Source organism: Vreelandella sp. 162(4c), from assembly GCF_058152265.1.
Genome location: NZ_CM176981.1, coordinates 4,592,197 through 4,608,966 on the forward strand (window position 1 = coordinate 4,592,197; position 16,770 = coordinate 4,608,966).

The following is a 16,770-nucleotide window of genomic DNA, read 5'->3' on the forward strand; positions in this document are numbered from 1 at the left end:
GACACTTGGCAAAATATTTGGCTGAATTGTTTAGTGAATGCTGAATTGTTTAATGACTAGTTGAGACAACAGGAGCAGTGATAATGGGGAACATCCACAAACTTTCCGCGGCCGTTGCGGCTATCTCATTCGCCGCAGCGGCTAGCGCTGCCCACGCTGAAGAGGTGCGGGTATTTAACTGGTCAGACTACATTGCCCCGGAAACGCTGGAAAAATTCACCGAGCGTACCGGCATTGAAGTGACTTATGACGTTTATGACAGCAATGAAATTTTGGATGCCGCACTGCTCGCCGGGCGTTCCGGCTACGATGTGGTGGTACCTTCTACCTACTATTTTACCCGCCAAGTGAAAGCCGGTGTTTTTCAGCCGCTCAACCATGAGTTACTAACCAATTTAGACAATCTCAACCCCGAGCTGATGGCCAACCTGGAAACTATCGACGCCGGTAGCGAATACTCGGTTCCCTATATGTGGGGCACCAATGGGATCGGCTATAACGTTGACCGGGTAAAAGAAATTCTGGGTGATGACGCGCCGGTAGATAGTTGGGCACTGCTGTTTGATCCTGAAATAACCGCTGCATTGAGCGAAGCGGGCTGCGGCTTGTCGATGCTGGACTCTGCCGATGAAATGCTCTCGCCCGCCATGGCGTACCTGGGGTTTGATCCCCTGAGTGAAAATCTGGACGATATTGAAGCGGCTGGCGAACTGATCGCCGACGTTCGCGACGACATGACTTATTTTCACTCTTCCCGCTATGTGTCCGATCTGGCGAATGGCGATATCTGCGTGGCCGCTGGTTACTCGGGTGATGTTTTCCAGGCCGCCGATCGTGCTGAAGAAGCAGGGCGAGATTTCACCATCGCCTATAGCATTCCTAAAGAAGGCGCCGCGCTCTGGTTCGACATGATGGCAGTACCCGCCGATGCGCCTAATACTGAAAACGCTCACGCCTTTATCAACTTTATTCTTGACCCGGAAATCGCTGCTGAAATTACCGAGTACGTGCGTTATGCCAATCCTAACGCGGCGGCCGATGAGTACCTCTCTGATGAAATCATCAATGACCCGGCTATTTACCCAGAAACCGAGGTCATGCAAAACCTATACGTGCAGGCTGAAAAGCCTCAAGATGTGCTGCGTGCCCGTACGCGCATTTGGAACCGCGTAAAGTCTGGTCGTTAAACCGACATTTATCCGACGGCGAGCCTGGAGTTAATTCTCTATGGCTCGCTGCTCGTCTTTTTTAATGCCCGGATTGCCGGGCCTTTTGATGGGAGTGGCGAATGGTCACTACGCCCCTGTCGAACGAGCCTTCATCTGCTTCGCCAATCACTCCTTCTTCGTCGCGCCCCCAGGGTAAAACCCCGCGGTTTGCTGAAGATGTGGTGCTGGAAGTAAAACGCTTAAGCAAGCGGTTTGATGATGCGCTGGCGGTGGATGATGTCAATTTGCAGGTTAAGCGCGGAGAAATTTTCGCGCTATTGGGTGGTTCCGGGTCAGGTAAATCAACCCTGCTGAGGATGTTGGCGGGGTTTGAAACTCCTTCTGAGGGCCGTATTTTATTAGACGGTGAAAATATCACCGCTATGCCTCCGCACAAGCGGCCTATCAATATGATGTTCCAGTCCTATGCGCTATTTCCGCATATGACGGTGGCGCAGAATATTGCCTTTGGTTTAAAGCAGGATAAGCTCCCCAAAGCGGATATCGACGCTCGCGTCGCGCAAATGTTGAAGCTGGTGCATATGGAGCGCTTTGCCAAGCGCAAACCGCATCAACTTTCTGGCGGTCAGCGCCAGCGTGTAGCACTGGCGCGTTCGCTGGCCAAGCGGCCCAAACTGTTACTGTTAGACGAGCCCATGGGCGCACTGGATAAAAAACTGCGCACTGAAATGCAGCTAGAGGTAGTGGAGATCATTGAGCAGGTGGGTGTTACCTGCATTATGGTCACTCACGACCAGGAAGAGGCCATGACCATGGCCGACCGCGTGGCGATCATGGCCGATGGCTGGATCGAACAAATAGGCTCGCCGATCGATATTTATGAAAGCCCGGTGAGCCGCATGGTGGCGGAATTTGTCGGTACGGTGAATCTGTTTGAAGGAGAGATTAGCGAAGATGCTGCTGACCACTGCCGCATCGTCGCTCCCGCGCTCGAGCGGCCCATTTATATTGACCACGGTATTACCACCCAGGCGTCGAATCGGCGGGTTTGGGTCGCGCTGCGCCCTGAAAAAATCTGGCTAACCCGCGAGAAACCCACAACAGAATATAACTGGGCAGAAGGCAAGGTGGATGATATTGCCTATTTAGGCGGTTTCTCGCTCTACTACGTGCGCACCCAGTCGGGCCAGATCATTAAAGTCAGTATGGCCAATACCGAGCGTCGCGGTGATCGACCCACCTGGGAAGACAGTGTGTATGTCTACTGGGAAGATCACAGTACGATTGTTTTGAACCGCTAGCGTCTTGAGCTGCTAACGTTTTGAATTGCGATAGTGGTGCATTCCTTACCGCGAGGAGACTGCCTTTAATGAAGTTATCTCGTTCTTCAGCACTGCTCAAACGCTTGCAGCTGGGGCGCCGAGCAGTGATCGCGTTTCCGCTCGTGTGGCTGATGCTGTTTTTTTTACTGCCCTTTGCGCTGGTGCTCAAAATCAGCCTCTCCGAAGCGGCGATTGCGATTCCGCCCTATGGCCCGCTGCTTGAGTACGCCGATCAGACGCTGCATGTCTTTCTTAATCTGGGCAATTATCTCTTTCTGCTCTCAGATTCGTTGTATATCGCCGCCTATTGGGGCTCAGTGAAAACGGCGTTTATTGCCACGCTGGCCTGTTTGTTGCTCGGTTACCCGATGGCGTATGCCATGGCCCGAGCCCCAGCACGCTGGCAACTGCTGTTACTGCTGTTGGTCATGTTGCCGTCATGGACGTCGTTTTTGATTCGGGTCTATGCCTGGATGGGAATTCTAAGCAACAGTGGGTTAATCAATAACCTGTTGATAGGGATTGGCCTGATTGATTCGCCGCTGCGCATGATGAATACCCAGTTTTCAGTGACTATTGGCATTGTTTATGCCTACTTGCCGTTCATGGTGCTGCCGCTATATGCCCACTTAACGCGCATGGATAACTCGTTGTTAGAGGCCGCTGCAGATCTTGGCTCGCGCAAGTTCAATACCTTTATCAAAGTCACCTTGCCGCTCTCTACGGGCGGCATTGTGGCCGGTTCGATGCTGGTGTTCATACCTGCGGTAGGGGAGTTTGTGATTCCTGAACTGCTGGGCGGCCCTGATACGCTAATGATCGGCAAAGTGCTGTGGGAGGAGTTCTTTCTCAACCGCGACTGGCCCGTGGCGTCGGCGCTGGCCATGGTGATGCTACTGCTGTTACTGGTGCCGATAGTCTGGTTTCATCGTTACCAGTCCAAGGAGCTTGAATAATGAGCATGCGACGGCCGAGCTTCTCAACGGTCATGCTGGTGCTTGGCCTGCTGTTTCTTTACCTGCCAATGTTTGTGCTGGTGGTGTATTCGTTTAACGCCTCGAAACTGGTCACGGTGTGGGCGGGGTTCTCCACCCAGTGGTACGGCGAGCTGTTTCGTGATCAGCAGATTTTGTCGGCGGTATGGACGAGCCTGCGCATCGCGTTTTTCGCGGCCAGCATGGCGGTTTGCCTGGGCACCGTGGCAGCCTTTGTAATGACACGCTATGGCCACTTCCGTGGTAAAACGGCGCTGTCGAGCATGGTCACGGCGCCGCTGGTAATGCCCGAAGTCATCACCGGTCTTTCGCTGCTGCTACTATTTGTGCAGATGGCGCAGATTACCGGCTGGCCAGCCGATCGGGGCATGGCAACCATTTGGATTGCTCACACCACCTTTTGCAGTGCCTATGTGGCTGTCGTGGTGGCTGCGCGGCTGCGGGAAGTGGATCACTCCATTGAAGAGGCCGCCATGGATTTGGGCTCACCTCCAGTGAAAACCTTCTTTTCTATCACGCTGCCGATCATTACCCCCGCGCTGGCTGCAGGCTGGCTGCTGGCGTTTACCCTCTCCCTGGATGACCTGGTGATCGCCAGCTTTGTTTCCGGGCCAGGGGCCAATACGCTGCCGATGGTGGTGTTTTCTTCGGTGCGTATGGGGGTGTCGCCGAAGATCAATGCGCTTGCTACATTGATCATCCTAACGGTATCGCTGGCGACACTGTTGGCGTGGTTTCTTATGCGACGTAATGAGACCCGGCGGAAGGCTGCTCTACGAGAAGTTTAAATCAAACTATAGAACGTCGTCGTCGCGCCCGGCGACGACGCTATCGAGTTCTCCGGTCACCGGTGAGACGATGATCTGTAGCTGGATGGGCGCGCAGCATTGATGGCAATCCTCCCAGGTATCATGGCTGCCCTGTGACGTATCAATCAGAAAGGTCAGCGGCGAATCGCAGTAGGGGCAGTGGAAGTCATAATTGACCAGGGCGTCGTCTTGCATTGTTGGCTACCTTGTATAGCGGATGCGCTAAATCAGTTTCTTACCCAATGAGTGTAGCAGTGTGGTCGTCGGGTAGGGCATCGTAGGATTGAATCAGGTAGGATATCCCAGGATTTAAGTTCCCAAAGCAACGCAGCGAGAGTAGCGATGATGTTACGTAACATGGCAGTAGCGGCCCTAGTGGCCTTTCCGATGGTCGCGTTGGCTGAAACCCCCAATGTCACCGCTGGTGAGTGGGAGTTTGTGAGCAAAACCAGCGTCACCGGCGAGATGGAAATTCCGGATCAAACGGAAACCGAGCGCCAGTGTATTAGTCAGGAAGAGCTTGAGGGAGCTGAATTTGGCTTCATCGAGGAAGAAGAAGGCTGCGAGCTGCTCGACCAGGAGCTGAATGCGGACGGTCTAAGCTACAGCATGGTGTGTCGCGCTGAGGGTGGCGAAGCTACCATCGATGGCGAAATGCGTTTTATGGGCGAGCGTATCGAAGGCAGCGTCGATATCCTTACCCAGTCCCCCATGGGTGAGCTGAGCATGAATACCGTGATTGAAGGCGAGTATCTTGGCGAGTGTGAGTAATCGCTAGCTCTCTTTTCAAAGGGTGCCAACAGGCACCCTTTTTCATTGAGGTCGTCATTGCGAGGAGCGCAGCGACGCGGCAATCTCAAGCGTGCGGTGGCCTCTAAAAACCAGATTGCTTCGCTGCGTTGGCAATGACATCAGTCAGATGGTGCATTAGCAATTTCCTCCTCTAATCGCCTTTTCACTGCCCCGGGCGAACCGGTGTGGCGCGCCAGCAAGTCGTAAGCCACAGGCACCACAAACAGCGTAAACAGCGTGGCCGAGCCGACCCCCGCCATAATCACGGTGCCGATAACCAAGCGAGACTCAGACCCCGGCCCTGTCGAGACAATCAGCGGAATGGCGCCGGCCATGGTGGTCACGGCGGTCATTAAGATAGGTCTTAAACGCGTTACAGAGGCTTCAATCAACGCCGAACGGAACGCTTTACCCTCATCGCGCAACTGGTTGGCAAACTCGACAATTAAGATGCCGTTTTTCGCCGCTAGTCCAATCAACAGCACCAAGCCTACTTGGCTATAGATATTAAGCGATTGACCGCTTAGTAGCAGGGCGAGTAGCGCACCGCTCATCGCGAGCGGCACCGTAAGCATTATCACAAAGGGGTGAATCAGGCTTTCGAACTGCGCTGCTAACACCAAAAAGACCACAAGCGCGCCCAGTATTAACAAGAACGCGGTGGCGCCACTGGCTTGCTGGAAGTCCCTTGAGGCGCCTGCCACATTGGTTTGCGCCTCTTCCGGCAGTAGCTCCGCGGCGCTCTGCTCTAAATAGGTCAAAGCTTCGCCAAGGGGGTAGCCATCCGCCAGGTTGGCTTCAATGGTAATCGCCCGTATACGGTCAAAGCGGTTCAAAGTGCTGGCGCCAGCAAAGTCGGAGAGGGTGACCAAACTGGCCAGGGGGATCAGCTCACCTGTGCGAGCGGATCGAACCTGAATGTTATCCAACGCCCTCGGGCTGTTTTGACTGCCGCGGTCACCTTCCAAAATGACGTCGTACTCTTCACCATCATCAACATAGCGAGTGACGTTACGGCCACCTAACAGTACTTCAAGCGTTCTGCCGATCTCGGTAACCGTAACGCCCAACGAAGCGGCACGCTCGTAGTCAATATCGACTCTTAGCTGTGGCTGGGTTTCGTTGTAGTTGCTCTCTAGTGCCATCAAGCGCGGGTTGTTTTCTCGCACATGATCGATCAGCGTATCGCGCCAGTGGGCAAGCTCTTCGTAAGTCCCACCGCCCAGTACAAACTGCACCGGCTTTTGGGTACGCTGCCCAAACCCCTGGCGCATCACCGGGAAGGCTTGTACCCCCGGCAACGTACGCAGCTTTTCGCGTACTTCGCCCATGATCTCCCAGGCACTGCGTCGACTGCCCCAGTCGGCCATATTGACGATAATAAAGCCGCTATTGAAATTCTCTATGTTGCCGTAGCCACGAGGGGCGCGAACGACTACGCGCTCCAACTCATCGCTCTCCACCAGTGGCGTCATCCGCGCTTCGATCTCATCCATGTAGTCCATCATGTAGTCGAAGGTGGCGCCTTCAGGGCCATTCACTAATACGATAAAGTTACCGCGATCCTCTTGAGGTGTGTATTCGTTGGGCAGTACCGTGGCCAGCCAGGCGGTGGCGCCAATCAATAATACAAACGCCGCGACCACCAGCCAGCGCATTTTGAGCATCCACTCTAACGTGGCCTGATAGCGGCGCTGTGTGCCGCTGAGCAGCCACTGCACAGCCTTGCCAATCCGGCTTTCGTGCATGCCCGGCTTAAGAATTTTAGACGCCATCATCGGCGTAAGCGTCAGTGCCAGGAGAGTAGAGACCACTACCGCAGCGGCCATGGTTAGCGCGAACTCGGAAAATAGTCGGCCAATATCGCCTTGTAACATACTGAGTGGCAAGAAAACCGCCACCAACACCAGGGTGGTGGCGATGACTGCAAAGGCGATTTGGCGGGTACCCCGAAAAGCGGCGACTAGCGGTGTCTCGCTGTAGTCGTGCATACGCCGGTTAATATTTTCAAGCACGACGATGGCATCATCGACAATCAGACCGATCGCCAGCACCAGCGCCAGCAGGGTTAGCAGGTTGATGGAGAAATTCATCGCTGCCAGAGCAGTAAAGGCGCCAATAACGGCAATCGGAACGGTCATCGCGGGTACTAGGGTGGTGCGCAAATTGCCCAAAAACATAAAGATCACCACCACTACTAAGCCCATGGCGATAAACAGCGTCATAACGACCTGCTCAATCGCTCCGGAGACGAACAGCGAGGCGTCGTAGTTCAGGCTCAGTGACATCCCTTCAGGCAGCGTACCTTGCAGGCGTTCAAGTTCGACCTGAACGGCTTCAGAGAGCTCTATCACATTGGCCGTCGACTGCATGATCATACCCAGGCCGACCATGGGGATGCCGTTAGAGCGGAAGACAGAACGATCCTCCACCGCGCCGACCTCTACTCTTGCTACGTCAGCAAGGCGCATCAGATAGCCGTTTTCCTCCTGGTTTTGAGGAGAGCTGAGGGCGAGGCGCTGAAAATCTTCGGCACTGGCAAAACTACGGGGGAGGCGGACAATAAACTGCCGATCCTTGGATTCAAGCGAGCCTGCCGGTAGCTCTACGTTCTCTGCCCGCAGTGCGTCTTCGATATCGCTAACGGTGAGTCCCCGTGCGGCCAAGGCATTGCGATCCAGCCACACGCGCATGGCGTAGTCACTGCCGCCGCCGACACGCACCCGTGCTACCCCTGGCTGAACGGAGAGGCTGTCGACCAAAAAGCGGTTAGCGTAGTCGGTTAGCTCAGTAATGGAATAGTCGTTTCCGGAAAGGCTTAACCAAACCACCACTTCTTCGCTGCTATCGGCTTTGGTGACCTCTGGGTTGTCAGCGTCGTCGGGTAGGTTGCGCAGCGCGCCGGAGATGCGGTCGCGAATATCATTGGCGGCGGCATTGATATCCATATCAATGCCAAATTCGATCTCGATCTGAGAGCGTCCATCCTCGCTTTGCGAGGTAATCAGCTCAATGCCTTCAACGCCAGCAATGCGGTCTTCTAATACTTGGGTAATCCGTGTTTCGACGACGCTGGCCGAGGCTCCGGGGTAGCGGGTATCGATGGTGACCACTGGCGGGTCGATGGTGGGGTACTCTTGCAGCGGCAGACGATTGAGTGCCAGCAGGCCAAAGGCAATAATCAGCGCCGCGATTACCATCGCCAATACCGGCCGCTGAACAGAGATATCCGATAAACGCATTAGCGGTCGGCCTCCAACAGCGCTCGTATACCGGTCTCGTCATCGGCGATCCCGATTAACCTGGCTTCTTGCCCGTCACGGGCCAGCTGTAGGCCATGAAAGACAATTAAATCGTTGGCGGCGAGTCCCTCGAGAATTTCCACCTCGCCATTGCGGCGCTCGCCGATCACCACTTCACGCCGTGCCAAGCGTGTGCTGCCTTCACTCTGTGCAATTAACATCACGAAGTGACGGTCACCGCTAGGCTCAATGGCCGCCTCAGGGATAACAACCGTATCGCGTACGTGCTGTTGAACGATCACTTCCATCAGCATGCCAGGCCGCAAGCGGCCATCGGTATTCTCGAGATCAGCGCGGACGCTTACGCTGCGCGTGACTGGATCCACCCGTGTGCCGATGGTGGCAATTTCACCGCTAAAGAGGGCGTCAGGGTAGGCGGCAGTTGTGGCATTGAGCATCAAGCCTGGTGAGAGGCGGTCGAGAAATACTTCGGGGACGCTGAAATCTAGCTGCATAACATCCAATTTATCGAGCGTCACCAGATCCATGCCTGGAGTGACCAGGGCGCCAACACTGATATTGCGAAAGCCGACGCGGCCACTAAAGGGGGCTTTTATCTGGTAATTGGCCAACTCCGCTTCAATCGCTTGAATATCGGCATCTGCCTGGCGCAGCCGTGATTGGCTATCTTCTACATCGGCCCGAGCCGCCAGGTTGCGCTCTTGCAACTGGGAAGCGCGATTTGACGCATTACGCCGCTCTTCGCGAAGTGCCTGGGACGCCCTCAGCTGCGCCTGCTCCTCGGCATCCTCCAGACGAATAAGCAACTGGCCTTCTTCGACCTGCTCGCCGTCACGGAAATTGATCTCGGCAACGATATCCGTGACGGTAGCCGATAGTGTGACGCTCTCATCGGCACGGAGGGTGCCCAAGGCTTCTATTGGATCCGACCAGGTAGTCATGATCGCCCGGGTGCCTATGACTGACGGCGCCGATTGGGCGAACGCTACGCTGGAAAGCAGAAGAGTGAGAGGCAGGAGTGCGAGTCGCAACAGCTGTCGTCGATGAAAGGGCAAAAGCATAGTGTTCTCAGCGTTAGATAATATTTATACAGTTATTGTATATGGTAATTGTATCCGCATAATAATTTTTAAGTGCGACCCTGTTAGAATGCCTGCCTTTTACGACGGGAGTCGCTCTCAATATGAGCTGTCCATTATGATCTATGACGTTGTCATCATCGGTGCTGGCGCCGCAGGCTTAATGTGCGCAGCGCAAGCGGGCTATGCCGGAAAGCGGGTCTTAGTGCTTGATCATGCTAACAAAGCGGGCAAGAAGATTCTCATGTCCGGGGGTGGCCGCTGCAACTTTACCAATCTTGGCACAACGCCACAGCACTTTTACTCTTCAAACCCTTACTTTTGTATTTCGGCGCTCAAACGTTACCGCCCTGAGCACTTTGTTGAGCTGGTCGAGCGCCATGGCGTTGAACATGTTGAGAAAACGCCGGGTCAGCTATTCTGTGCAACCTCGGCTAAAGATATTGTCCATACGTTACTGACCGAGTGTGAGTGGGCTGGGGCTGAAATCAGGCTCAGCACCCAGGTTACCCGCGTGGAGCAACAGGGCAGTGCCATGCGTCTAACGACTTCGATAGGTAAAATCGATGCCGGGGTGGTCGTCATCGCGAGCGGTGGGCTTTCCATTCCGAGCATGGGCGCGACGGGTTTTGGCTACGACATAGCCCGTCAATTTGGCCTGGAGGTGTTCGCCACTCGCCCTGGGCTGGTGCCCTTTACCTTAAGCGATACCTGGAAAGCGCGCGCAGCTGACCTCTCTGGTTTGAGCGTGCCAGTGGCCGTTAGTGCTGGCAGTCGCCGCTTTGTGGAACCCATGCTGTTTACCCACCGCGGCTTGTCTGGGCCGGCGATGCTGCAGATATCCAGCGTTTGGCAGCCAGGGGAGAGCATTAGTATCGATCTACTGCCCAATGAAAACGTGGCGGAATCCCTACGTGAGGCACGCCAAGAAACGCCTAAGCGTCAGCTCTCGACTTGGCTTGGCGAACGCTTTCCGAAACGCTTTGCGCAAGCACTGCTGGAGTGGTACCCCGACCATGACTTGGCGCGGCCCCTGGCCCAGTATGCTAATGCCGCATTGGATGAGTGGGCGCAAAGACTCAACGCTTGGCAACTGAAACCAGCAGGAACAGAAGGTTGGCGTACCGCAGAGGTAACCATGGGCGGGGTCAATACCGACGCGATTTCGTCCAAAACCTTTGAGGTTAAAGGCTTACCACAGTTGCGCTTTATCGGAGAAGTATTAGATGTAACGGGAGAGCTAGGCGGGTATAACTTTCAGTGGGCGTGGGCGAGTGGCGTAGCCTGCGGGCAGGCTGTTTAATAAGCTGATCAAAGATTTGCAAGTGCCGTAAACCGATACACTGGCTGTATTAAGCCTCTTGTATTTTGGCGATGGGTTCAAGTTTAGGGGCTGTTGACGTTTCGCTTATGGCAGCGGTGAAAAGTCAGCAGAGCCTAGGGCAATGCTGTCAAGAGGTCGGCTGGTAGGTCGATCAGGCGCTTTCTTACAAGTGCCGAAACAGACTAGGATCTAATCCAGCTTTTTGAATTCGATAGGCTAGCTTAGCTCTCGTTACGCCTAGTTCTCTGGCGGCCTTAGACACGTTGCCATCTGTTTTATAAAGTGCATTTGACAAAATTTCTGCCTCACTTCTCCGGTGACATTTAGCGCTCTTCTGCGTATCGTCAAGCTTACCCCGGCCCAATAGATCAGGCCCACTTGTGCCAGCCTCCAGTTCCCCTGTGGGATCAATATTGAGACCTGACTGACCAGGGGGGTTGAGTTTTGTGGCAAAGCCAACGTCATCAAACATATGAAACACATTGAGCGGTTCAGAATTTAGAGCGTTAATCACGCCACGTTCTATTAAATTCTGAAGCTCGCGAATATTTCCAGGGTAACTATAGTCTAAAAGTGCTTCACTAGCCTTTCGGGTGAGTCCTGGAATATTTTTTTTATAAACATTTGAGTAGCGGTATAAAAAATGTTCGATCAATAAGGGGATATCATCCTGGCGTTCTCTAAGAGGGGGAAGGCGTATAGGAAAAACATTTAAGCGGTAATAAAGATCCTCTCTGAATAGTCCATTCTGCACTTCCTTGAAAAGATCTTTATTTGAGGCGGCAACAACCCTGACGTTAACTTGGATAGGGTGTGCTCCACCGACTCTTTCTATTTCGCCATTCTGCAGGGTGCGCAGAAGCTTACCTTGTGCCTCATAACTTAATGATGGAATTTCATCAAGAAATAGTGTGCCCCCATTGGCTCGTTCGAACCGACCCGGTCGACTTTTTTCTGCACCTGTAAACGCACCTTTCTCTACGCCAAATAGCTCTGCCTCAACCAATGTGTCAGGGATTGCAGCACAGTTAAGGGCGATAAAGGGGCCGTTTGCCAAGTTGCTTTTGCGGTGAAGCTCGTTAGCAAACAAGTCTTTCCCAACACCTGATTCTCCATTGAACAGTACCGTGGCTGGCGTTGGCGCGACTCTTTCAATCTTCTGCAAAGCAATACTGACCGCTGCTGAAATACCCACGATCTTTTGGGTATCTATTTTCTCATGGATAGAGGCAGGAGATGACGCTGTCGTCACTCCAGTGGTTTGTCGAGACGACTTACGCGCTTCTGGCGCAAGGTATTCTCCTGGAGTGAGCCAGCTAAGGTCATGGGTACTGCCTATTTCTTGATTTGTCATCTCACCTACGATTCGGCAGAAAGAGCCGCCGCAGCCAGCACACTCCAACTCACGATATATCACTCGCTTACCGTAGAAAGCACTGGCGTAGCCGCTGGCATAACCTAGCTGCATCCAGCAAACCGGTTCACGTGATAGGCCGTACGCATTTATATGTTCGGCAGCTTCGATTGAACCATGCCAAAGGAACTCGGCATTGAAAATACCGTTCGGGATGTCGTGGTCGCGTCGTACCGTTTCGACTTTAACCATCCCCATGACCGCATGTAACCGCTCTCCCGCGGTCAACGCACCAGCTTCATCGTTTAGTGGCCAATGTTTTCGTACAAAAGCTGCGTCGGCAGATCCAGCTGAAAAACCTACGCGCATCAGCAAGCTGCATGCTCTAGAAAAGCCTAGTGATTCAATGATTTCTCTGCGCAACACACCAAATGCATTAGCCCCAAGTAGCACCATGCGGCGATCATCGAACCAAATTTTTCCATCGTTAGGGGTAAGGCGCAGCCTCTCTGTCAAATCACGTAAAGTGGGTGGGTCTCCATCATCAAGGCCTATCTCACAAGAGCTCGCTTGATTGGGTTGCGTTGTCATTTTCGAAAGCGTCATTTTTTTTGTCATGTCTTTCTCATTTTTTTATTAAAAATATTAAATTAATTAAATACTGGCGAGTCTTGTTCAATCCTTCAGTTGTACTTTAGTCGTGTCTAGTCTCTTAACTTCCTTTGCATAATAAGAATTTTACTTTATTTTTTATACTAAGGTCTAGGTTTTGAGTAGTTGGCATAGCAATTGCTGAATAGTTCTCTGTAATACATCGTTTCCATAAATAAAGTGAGAACAATAATGGCTAATGCACCCGCTAGTAATGCTTATCGTATCGTAGAAGTTCCTGAGCCAATGAAGGCAATGCAAGACCGATTTGGGCGTGAGGGAAGCTATGTAGGGCTCTCTGAGGTAGAAAGCCCATGGGTTCCTTTTGGTGATAATGCAGCTATACGGCATCTGGCCTTTGATGTAAGGAATAATGTTTATTGCAATATTTTATGGATTAAAAGCCCTGGTGTGATTGGTACCCATAAGCACCGAGGAATGGTATGGGCTGTAGGAATGGAGGGATCTTTCCGATATTTGGAATACGACTGGGTTTGCGGGCCTGGTGAGTTTATAACGGAAATGCCCGGACAGGCTCACACGTTAGTGACCGACGATGCTAATGGAATGAAAGCTCTATTTTGGATGCAGGGAGCTAACGAGTTCTTCGATGAGAAGGGGGAGTGGGCAGAAACGCTGGATGTTTTCTGGTTCATCAATCACTACGTCACTTATTGTGAAGAACACAATATCCCCATCAATGAACAGTTATTTCTATGAGGTGGGATATGCGTGTATTAGAGCAATTCAGCGTAGAAGGGCGTTCAGCCCTGATCACGGGGGGAGCCTCAGGTTTAGGACTTGCCTATGCCGAAGCGTTGGCAGAAAACGGAGCTAACGTGACACTAGCGGATATAAACATCGACGCAGCCGAATGTGAGGCACAAAGACTCCGTGACGAAGGCTGCAAGGTTCATGCTGTCCAGCTAGATGTCGCTGATCGAATGCAGACCAGTCGAGCCTTCGAAGAACATGTCCGCCAGTTTGGCAACTTGGATATTGTTTTTGCTAATGCGGGGATCGATCCTGGGGCAGGGTTTTGGAACCCTTCAGGAGGGCGAAATAGAGATGGTCAGATTGACGTTTTAGATCCAGCCCGCTGGGATAGAACAATTTCTATTAATCTGACGGGGGTCTTTAATACTCTGCGAGTGGCAGCTAAATACATGAAGCCACGGCGTCGAGGATCAATTGTTGTCACGTCCTCCAATGCTGCCTTTATTACAGAGCCTGTGGTCGGGCTTGCTTACATGCCTGCAAAAGCGGGAGTGTCCCATTTAGTACGTCAAGTTGCCTTAGAGTTGGCAGAGTTCCGGATCCGGGTCAACACTATCGCGCCCGGCGGTTTCGTAACCAACATTGGTGGTGGCTGGTTGAAAGACGAAGCAGTTCGCCAGGCCTGGAACGCCAAGGTACCTCTAGGGGAAATCGCTGATCCTGAACAGATCAAGGCACTGGCGCTATACCTAGCCTCTGACGCCTCTTCCTATATGACCGGTGCTCAATTGGTTATTGACGGAGGCACTTCTCTTGGGAGGGTGGGCTGATGCGTGCTGCCGTCTTTCAGGGGTTACACCAGCCTTTAGATGTTTGCGAACTTCCAGACCCTACACCAGGAGACGATGAGGTTGTCATCCAGGTGAAACGATGTGGAATTTGTGGCTCCGATCTCCATATGACTGAGGATCCCATTTTCGGCATTTGTCCTGGCGATGTGCTGGGTCACGAATATGCAGGCGAGATAGTCGCTTTAGGTCGAAAAGTCAGTGATGTATCTATAGGAGATCTTGTATCCGTTATACCTTTCCGAAGTTGCGGTTATTGCGCTGCATGCCGTTCTGGGAATCCTGCTTGGTGTCTAGATATGGCGTTGGAGGGAGGGGGATATGGTGAATATGCCGTCACCGCTGCGCGCCAGTGCGTACCTCTTCCTCTCAATGCAAGCATGGACGACGGTGCAATTGTAGAGCCTTTAGCCGTTGCTCTCCATGGTCTCCAGCTATCCGGCATGAAACCTGGTGACCGTGTCCTCATCCTTGGTGCTGGGCCTATCGGGTTAGCTGTCGCTTTTTGGGCGCGCCGCTTTGGCGCTCAGACGGTTGTCATACAGGATATTACCCGATACCAAGAACAACGTGCCTATGACATGGGGGCGACCGGTTTTGTTTGTGATCCATATCAACCCATTAAAGCTGCAGAGCGGTCACTTGGAGGTTCAGCAGACATAGTATTCGAGTGTGCGGGCGTTCCTGGTCTCATTGCGCAAGCCATTGAGCAGGTTCGCACGCACGGTACGATTCTGCTTCTTGGTTTATGCACTAAGCCTGACAGCTTTATACCCTTTAGTGCTTTATCAAAGGAAATACGCCTTCAAACTGCCGTTTTCTTCTCACGACGTGAATACGAAAGTGCGTTGGATATTCTCGATTCTGGCGTTGTAGAGCCTCGCCATTTAATCACCGAGACCGTGCCACTTAACAATGTGCCAACCGCATTTGAAGCGTTAAAAAAGCGCACCCATCAATGCAAGGTGTTAATAAGCCATGACTAACAATAATACAGCTACCCTGCCTAACACGCCCAATAACACTCGTTATCAAATCCTTTTAGTTACTCTATTGAGCCTTAACTTTGGCATTGTATTTTTTGACAGGAATGCACTTAACTTCCTGATGCCATTTGTTCAGCCAGAGTTGGCCTTGACAAACCTACAGATAGGCCTAACAGCCTCTGCGTTATCAGTCACCTGGGCAATATCTGGTTTAATATTTGGTGCAATGTCTGATCGAAGTGGCCGAAGAAAGATATTTTTGATCATGGCGACGATTGTGTTCTCTCTCTGCTCTTTTTTATCAGGTCTTGCCACCTCATTCTTATTGCTTCTCGGTGCTAGATTGCTTATGGGTGTTGCAGAAGGCCCTATCCTGCCTATATCGCAATCAGTAACGGCAATAGAAGTTACTCCTGAAAGGCGGGGCATTGCTATGGGGGTCATGCAGAACTTCGGGTCAAATTTATTGGGTTCTTTTGCTGCGCCGGTTGTCCTTGTGGCTGTTGCTTCTGCTTTTGGCTGGCGAGAGGCGTTTTTCCTTGCAGGGCTTCCAGGTCTTCTAGCCGCTGGACTCCTCTGGTGGTTAATGCGTGAACCGACAGCATCTTCAGTACCTATCGCAACGGGTGTGAATCAGTCCTGTCAGCGCCCAAGTCTCAAAGAGGTCTTCGCTCATCGAAATATGCTGCTATGTTCGCTTATTGCGGTGTTATTGATTGGATACTTAGTAACTTGCTGGTCTTTCATGCCAATTTACCTAACCAGTGTACGTGGTTATTCTGCTGAAACCATGGGGTGGCTGATGGGAACTTTAGGCATCTCGGCAGCGGTCGGAAGCTTCGTCGTCAGCGGTATCTCTGACAAAATTGGTCGTAAGCCAGTAATGGTAATTACCCCATTTATGGGGCTCATCCTCACCTTAAGCGCCATGTATTTTGATGGCTCGGCTATTATTCTGGCAGTGTTGTTTTTCTTTGGTTGGGCATTGAACGGCATCTTTCCGCTTTTTATGGCCACCGTTCCCTCTGAAACCGTCGATTCGCGCCATATTGCAACAGCCCTGGGTTTTGTAATGGGTATTGGTGAGATATTGGGAGGTGGGGTTCTACCGGCGCTAGCAGGCGCTGCGGCAGATAGTGTTGGCCAATCCGCACCGTTGTGGTTAATGAGCGCTATTTGTGTGATTGCTGGAGTCCTGGCTTTGGGGCTCAAAGAGACCGCACCAGCAGTTCTGGTTAAGCGTGCTCAGGCGCCTGATGTTTCGGCATCTTTCAGCAGTTAGTCGCTAAATACCGATAATCACACAAGAAGCTCAGCTTTCGGGCCAAATGTGTCGGGTATAAAGCGAATAGCGAGCTATTTAACGAAAGTGATCAAATTAAGTTGGCCGACAGGCCAGAATTTTTCACTGAGTGGCCGCCTTAAACGATGTTTGGCTAATCTCCGCTCGCTGGCTTCTAA

At 52.4% G+C, this 16,770-nt stretch carries 14 protein-coding genes; 10 read left to right on the top strand and 4 right to left on the bottom strand.

Annotated elements, in window-relative coordinates; genetic code table 11:
- The first annotated feature begins 83 nt into the window (after window positions 1-83).
- From AC4EYZ_RS21115 to AC4EYZ_RS21130, 4 genes are all read left to right on the top strand, one after another.
- The gene (locus tag AC4EYZ_RS21115; RefSeq protein WP_022522773.1) at window positions 84-1,187 is read left to right on the top strand and encodes a polyamine ABC transporter substrate-binding protein; all 1,104 of its coding nucleotides are present in this window, start codon (window positions 84-86) and stop codon (window positions 1,185-1,187) included.
- Between the two features lie 101 nt (window positions 1,188-1,288).
- Window positions 1,289-2,470, top strand: a complete 1,182-nt coding sequence (locus AC4EYZ_RS21120) for an ABC transporter ATP-binding protein (RefSeq protein ID WP_027958410.1) — start codon at window positions 1,289-1,291, stop codon at window positions 2,468-2,470.
- 68 nt (window positions 2,471-2,538) lie between these two features.
- On the top strand, window positions 2,539-3,447 hold the full coding sequence (locus tag AC4EYZ_RS21125) for an ABC transporter permease subunit (protein WP_027958411.1): 909 nt from the start codon (window positions 2,539-2,541) through the stop codon (window positions 3,445-3,447).
- Complete coding sequence (locus tag AC4EYZ_RS21130; protein ID WP_027958412.1) at window positions 3,447-4,274, top strand: ABC transporter permease subunit; 828 nt, start codon at window positions 3,447-3,449, stop codon at window positions 4,272-4,274. The genes AC4EYZ_RS21125 and AC4EYZ_RS21130 overlap by 1 nt, the downstream gene beginning before the upstream one ends.
- Before the next feature lie 6 nt (window positions 4,275-4,280).
- On the opposite strand, the gene AC4EYZ_RS21135 is transcribed toward AC4EYZ_RS21130, so the two are convergent.
- Window positions 4,281-4,490, bottom strand: coding sequence for a zinc ribbon domain-containing protein (locus tag AC4EYZ_RS21135; RefSeq protein WP_027958413.1), 210 nt, complete (start codon window positions 4,488-4,490; stop codon window positions 4,281-4,283).
- A gap of 147 nt (window positions 4,491-4,637) precedes the next feature.
- Here AC4EYZ_RS21135 and AC4EYZ_RS21140 point away from each other — a divergent pair, with 147 nt between their 5' ends.
- A complete protein-coding gene (locus AC4EYZ_RS21140) occupies window positions 4,638-5,066 on the top strand; it encodes a DUF3617 domain-containing protein (RefSeq protein ID WP_022522778.1) in 429 nt (142 codons plus the stop codon).
- A gap of 140 nt (window positions 5,067-5,206) precedes the next feature.
- On the opposite strand, the gene AC4EYZ_RS21145 is transcribed toward AC4EYZ_RS21140, so the two are convergent.
- Together AC4EYZ_RS21145 and AC4EYZ_RS21150 are read right to left on the bottom strand one after the other, a co-directional pair.
- A complete protein-coding gene (locus AC4EYZ_RS21145) occupies window positions 5,207-8,329 on the bottom strand; it encodes an efflux RND transporter permease subunit (RefSeq protein ID WP_490204002.1) in 3,123 nt (1,040 codons plus the stop codon).
- Window positions 8,329-9,411 carry an efflux RND transporter periplasmic adaptor subunit gene (locus AC4EYZ_RS21150; RefSeq protein ID WP_474192013.1) on the bottom strand — a complete coding sequence of 361 codons (1,083 nt, stop codon included), beginning with the start codon at window positions 9,409-9,411 and terminating at the stop codon, window positions 8,329-8,331. Before AC4EYZ_RS21150 ends, AC4EYZ_RS21145 begins: the two co-directional genes overlap by 1 nt.
- Window positions 9,412-9,547: 136 nt before the next feature.
- Between AC4EYZ_RS21150 and AC4EYZ_RS21155 the strand changes: the two genes are divergently transcribed.
- Window positions 9,548-10,732 (top strand): BaiN/RdsA family NAD(P)/FAD-dependent oxidoreductase, encoded by a 1,185-nt coding sequence (locus AC4EYZ_RS21155; protein ID WP_138800514.1) that lies wholly within the window; start codon window positions 9,548-9,550, stop codon window positions 10,730-10,732.
- A 184-nt stretch (window positions 10,733-10,916) separates the two neighbouring features.
- Here AC4EYZ_RS21155 and AC4EYZ_RS21160 read toward each other — a convergent pair whose 3' ends face one another.
- Window positions 10,917-12,725 carry a sigma 54-interacting transcriptional regulator gene (locus AC4EYZ_RS21160; RefSeq protein ID WP_474192014.1) on the bottom strand — a complete coding sequence of 603 codons (1,809 nt, stop codon included), beginning with the start codon at window positions 12,723-12,725 and terminating at the stop codon, window positions 10,917-10,919.
- 225 nt (window positions 12,726-12,950) lie between these two features.
- Here AC4EYZ_RS21160 and AC4EYZ_RS21165 point away from each other — a divergent pair, with 225 nt between their 5' ends.
- Genes AC4EYZ_RS21165 through AC4EYZ_RS21180 form a run of 4 tightly spaced genes read left to right on the top strand, consistent with a single transcriptional unit; the run spans window position 12,951 to window position 16,591 of the window.
- On the top strand, window positions 12,951-13,478 hold the full coding sequence (locus tag AC4EYZ_RS21165; protein WP_022522783.1) for a 2,4'-dihydroxyacetophenone dioxygenase family protein: 528 nt from the start codon (window positions 12,951-12,953) through the stop codon (window positions 13,476-13,478).
- Window positions 13,479-13,486: 8 nt separating this feature from the next.
- Window positions 13,487-14,305 carry an SDR family NAD(P)-dependent oxidoreductase gene (locus AC4EYZ_RS21170; protein WP_027958417.1) on the top strand — a complete coding sequence of 273 codons (819 nt, stop codon included), beginning with the start codon at window positions 13,487-13,489 and terminating at the stop codon, window positions 14,303-14,305.
- Window positions 14,305-15,309 (top strand): alcohol dehydrogenase catalytic domain-containing protein, encoded by a 1,005-nt coding sequence (locus tag AC4EYZ_RS21175; protein WP_022522785.1) that lies wholly within the window; start codon window positions 14,305-14,307, stop codon window positions 15,307-15,309. Before AC4EYZ_RS21170 ends, AC4EYZ_RS21175 begins: the two co-directional genes overlap by 1 nt.
- Window positions 15,302-16,591 (top strand): MFS transporter, encoded by a 1,290-nt coding sequence (locus AC4EYZ_RS21180; RefSeq protein WP_022522786.1) that lies wholly within the window; start codon window positions 15,302-15,304, stop codon window positions 16,589-16,591. Before AC4EYZ_RS21175 ends, AC4EYZ_RS21180 begins: the two co-directional genes overlap by 8 nt.
- The last annotated feature ends 179 nt before the right edge of the window (window positions 16,592-16,770 follow it).

Coding starts and splice junctions, on each gene's coding strand:
- AC4EYZ_RS21180 (WP_022522786.1), top strand. CDS start 15,302: ATGACTAACAATAATACAGCTACCCTGCCTAACACGCCCAATAACACT.
- AC4EYZ_RS21125 (WP_027958411.1), top strand. CDS start 2,539: ATGAAGTTATCTCGTTCTTCAGCACTGCTCAAACGCTTGCAGCTGGGG.
- AC4EYZ_RS21175 (WP_022522785.1), top strand. CDS start 14,305: ATGCGTGCTGCCGTCTTTCAGGGGTTACACCAGCCTTTAGATGTTTGC.
- AC4EYZ_RS21155 (WP_138800514.1), top strand. CDS start 9,548: ATGATCTATGACGTTGTCATCATCGGTGCTGGCGCCGCAGGCTTAATG.
- AC4EYZ_RS21140 (WP_022522778.1), top strand. CDS start 4,638: ATGATGTTACGTAACATGGCAGTAGCGGCCCTAGTGGCCTTTCCGATG.
- AC4EYZ_RS21120 (WP_027958410.1), top strand. CDS start 1,289: ATGGTCACTACGCCCCTGTCGAACGAGCCTTCATCTGCTTCGCCAATC.
- AC4EYZ_RS21115 (WP_022522773.1), top strand. CDS start 84: ATGGGGAACATCCACAAACTTTCCGCGGCCGTTGCGGCTATCTCATTC.
- AC4EYZ_RS21170 (WP_027958417.1), top strand. CDS start 13,487: ATGCGTGTATTAGAGCAATTCAGCGTAGAAGGGCGTTCAGCCCTGATC.
- AC4EYZ_RS21135 (WP_027958413.1), bottom strand. CDS start 4,490: ATGCAAGACGACGCCCTGGTCAATTATGACTTCCACTGCCCCTACTGC.
- AC4EYZ_RS21130 (WP_027958412.1), top strand. CDS start 3,447: ATGAGCATGCGACGGCCGAGCTTCTCAACGGTCATGCTGGTGCTTGGC.
- AC4EYZ_RS21165 (WP_022522783.1), top strand. CDS start 12,951: ATGGCTAATGCACCCGCTAGTAATGCTTATCGTATCGTAGAAGTTCCT.
- AC4EYZ_RS21145 (WP_490204002.1), bottom strand. CDS start 8,329: ATGCGTTTATCGGATATCTCTGTTCAGCGGCCGGTATTGGCGATGGTA.
- AC4EYZ_RS21150 (WP_474192013.1), bottom strand. CDS start 9,411: ATGCTTTTGCCCTTTCATCGACGACAGCTGTTGCGACTCGCACTCCTG.
- AC4EYZ_RS21160 (WP_474192014.1), bottom strand. CDS start 12,725: ATGACAAAAAAAATGACGCTTTCGAAAATGACAACGCAACCCAATCAA.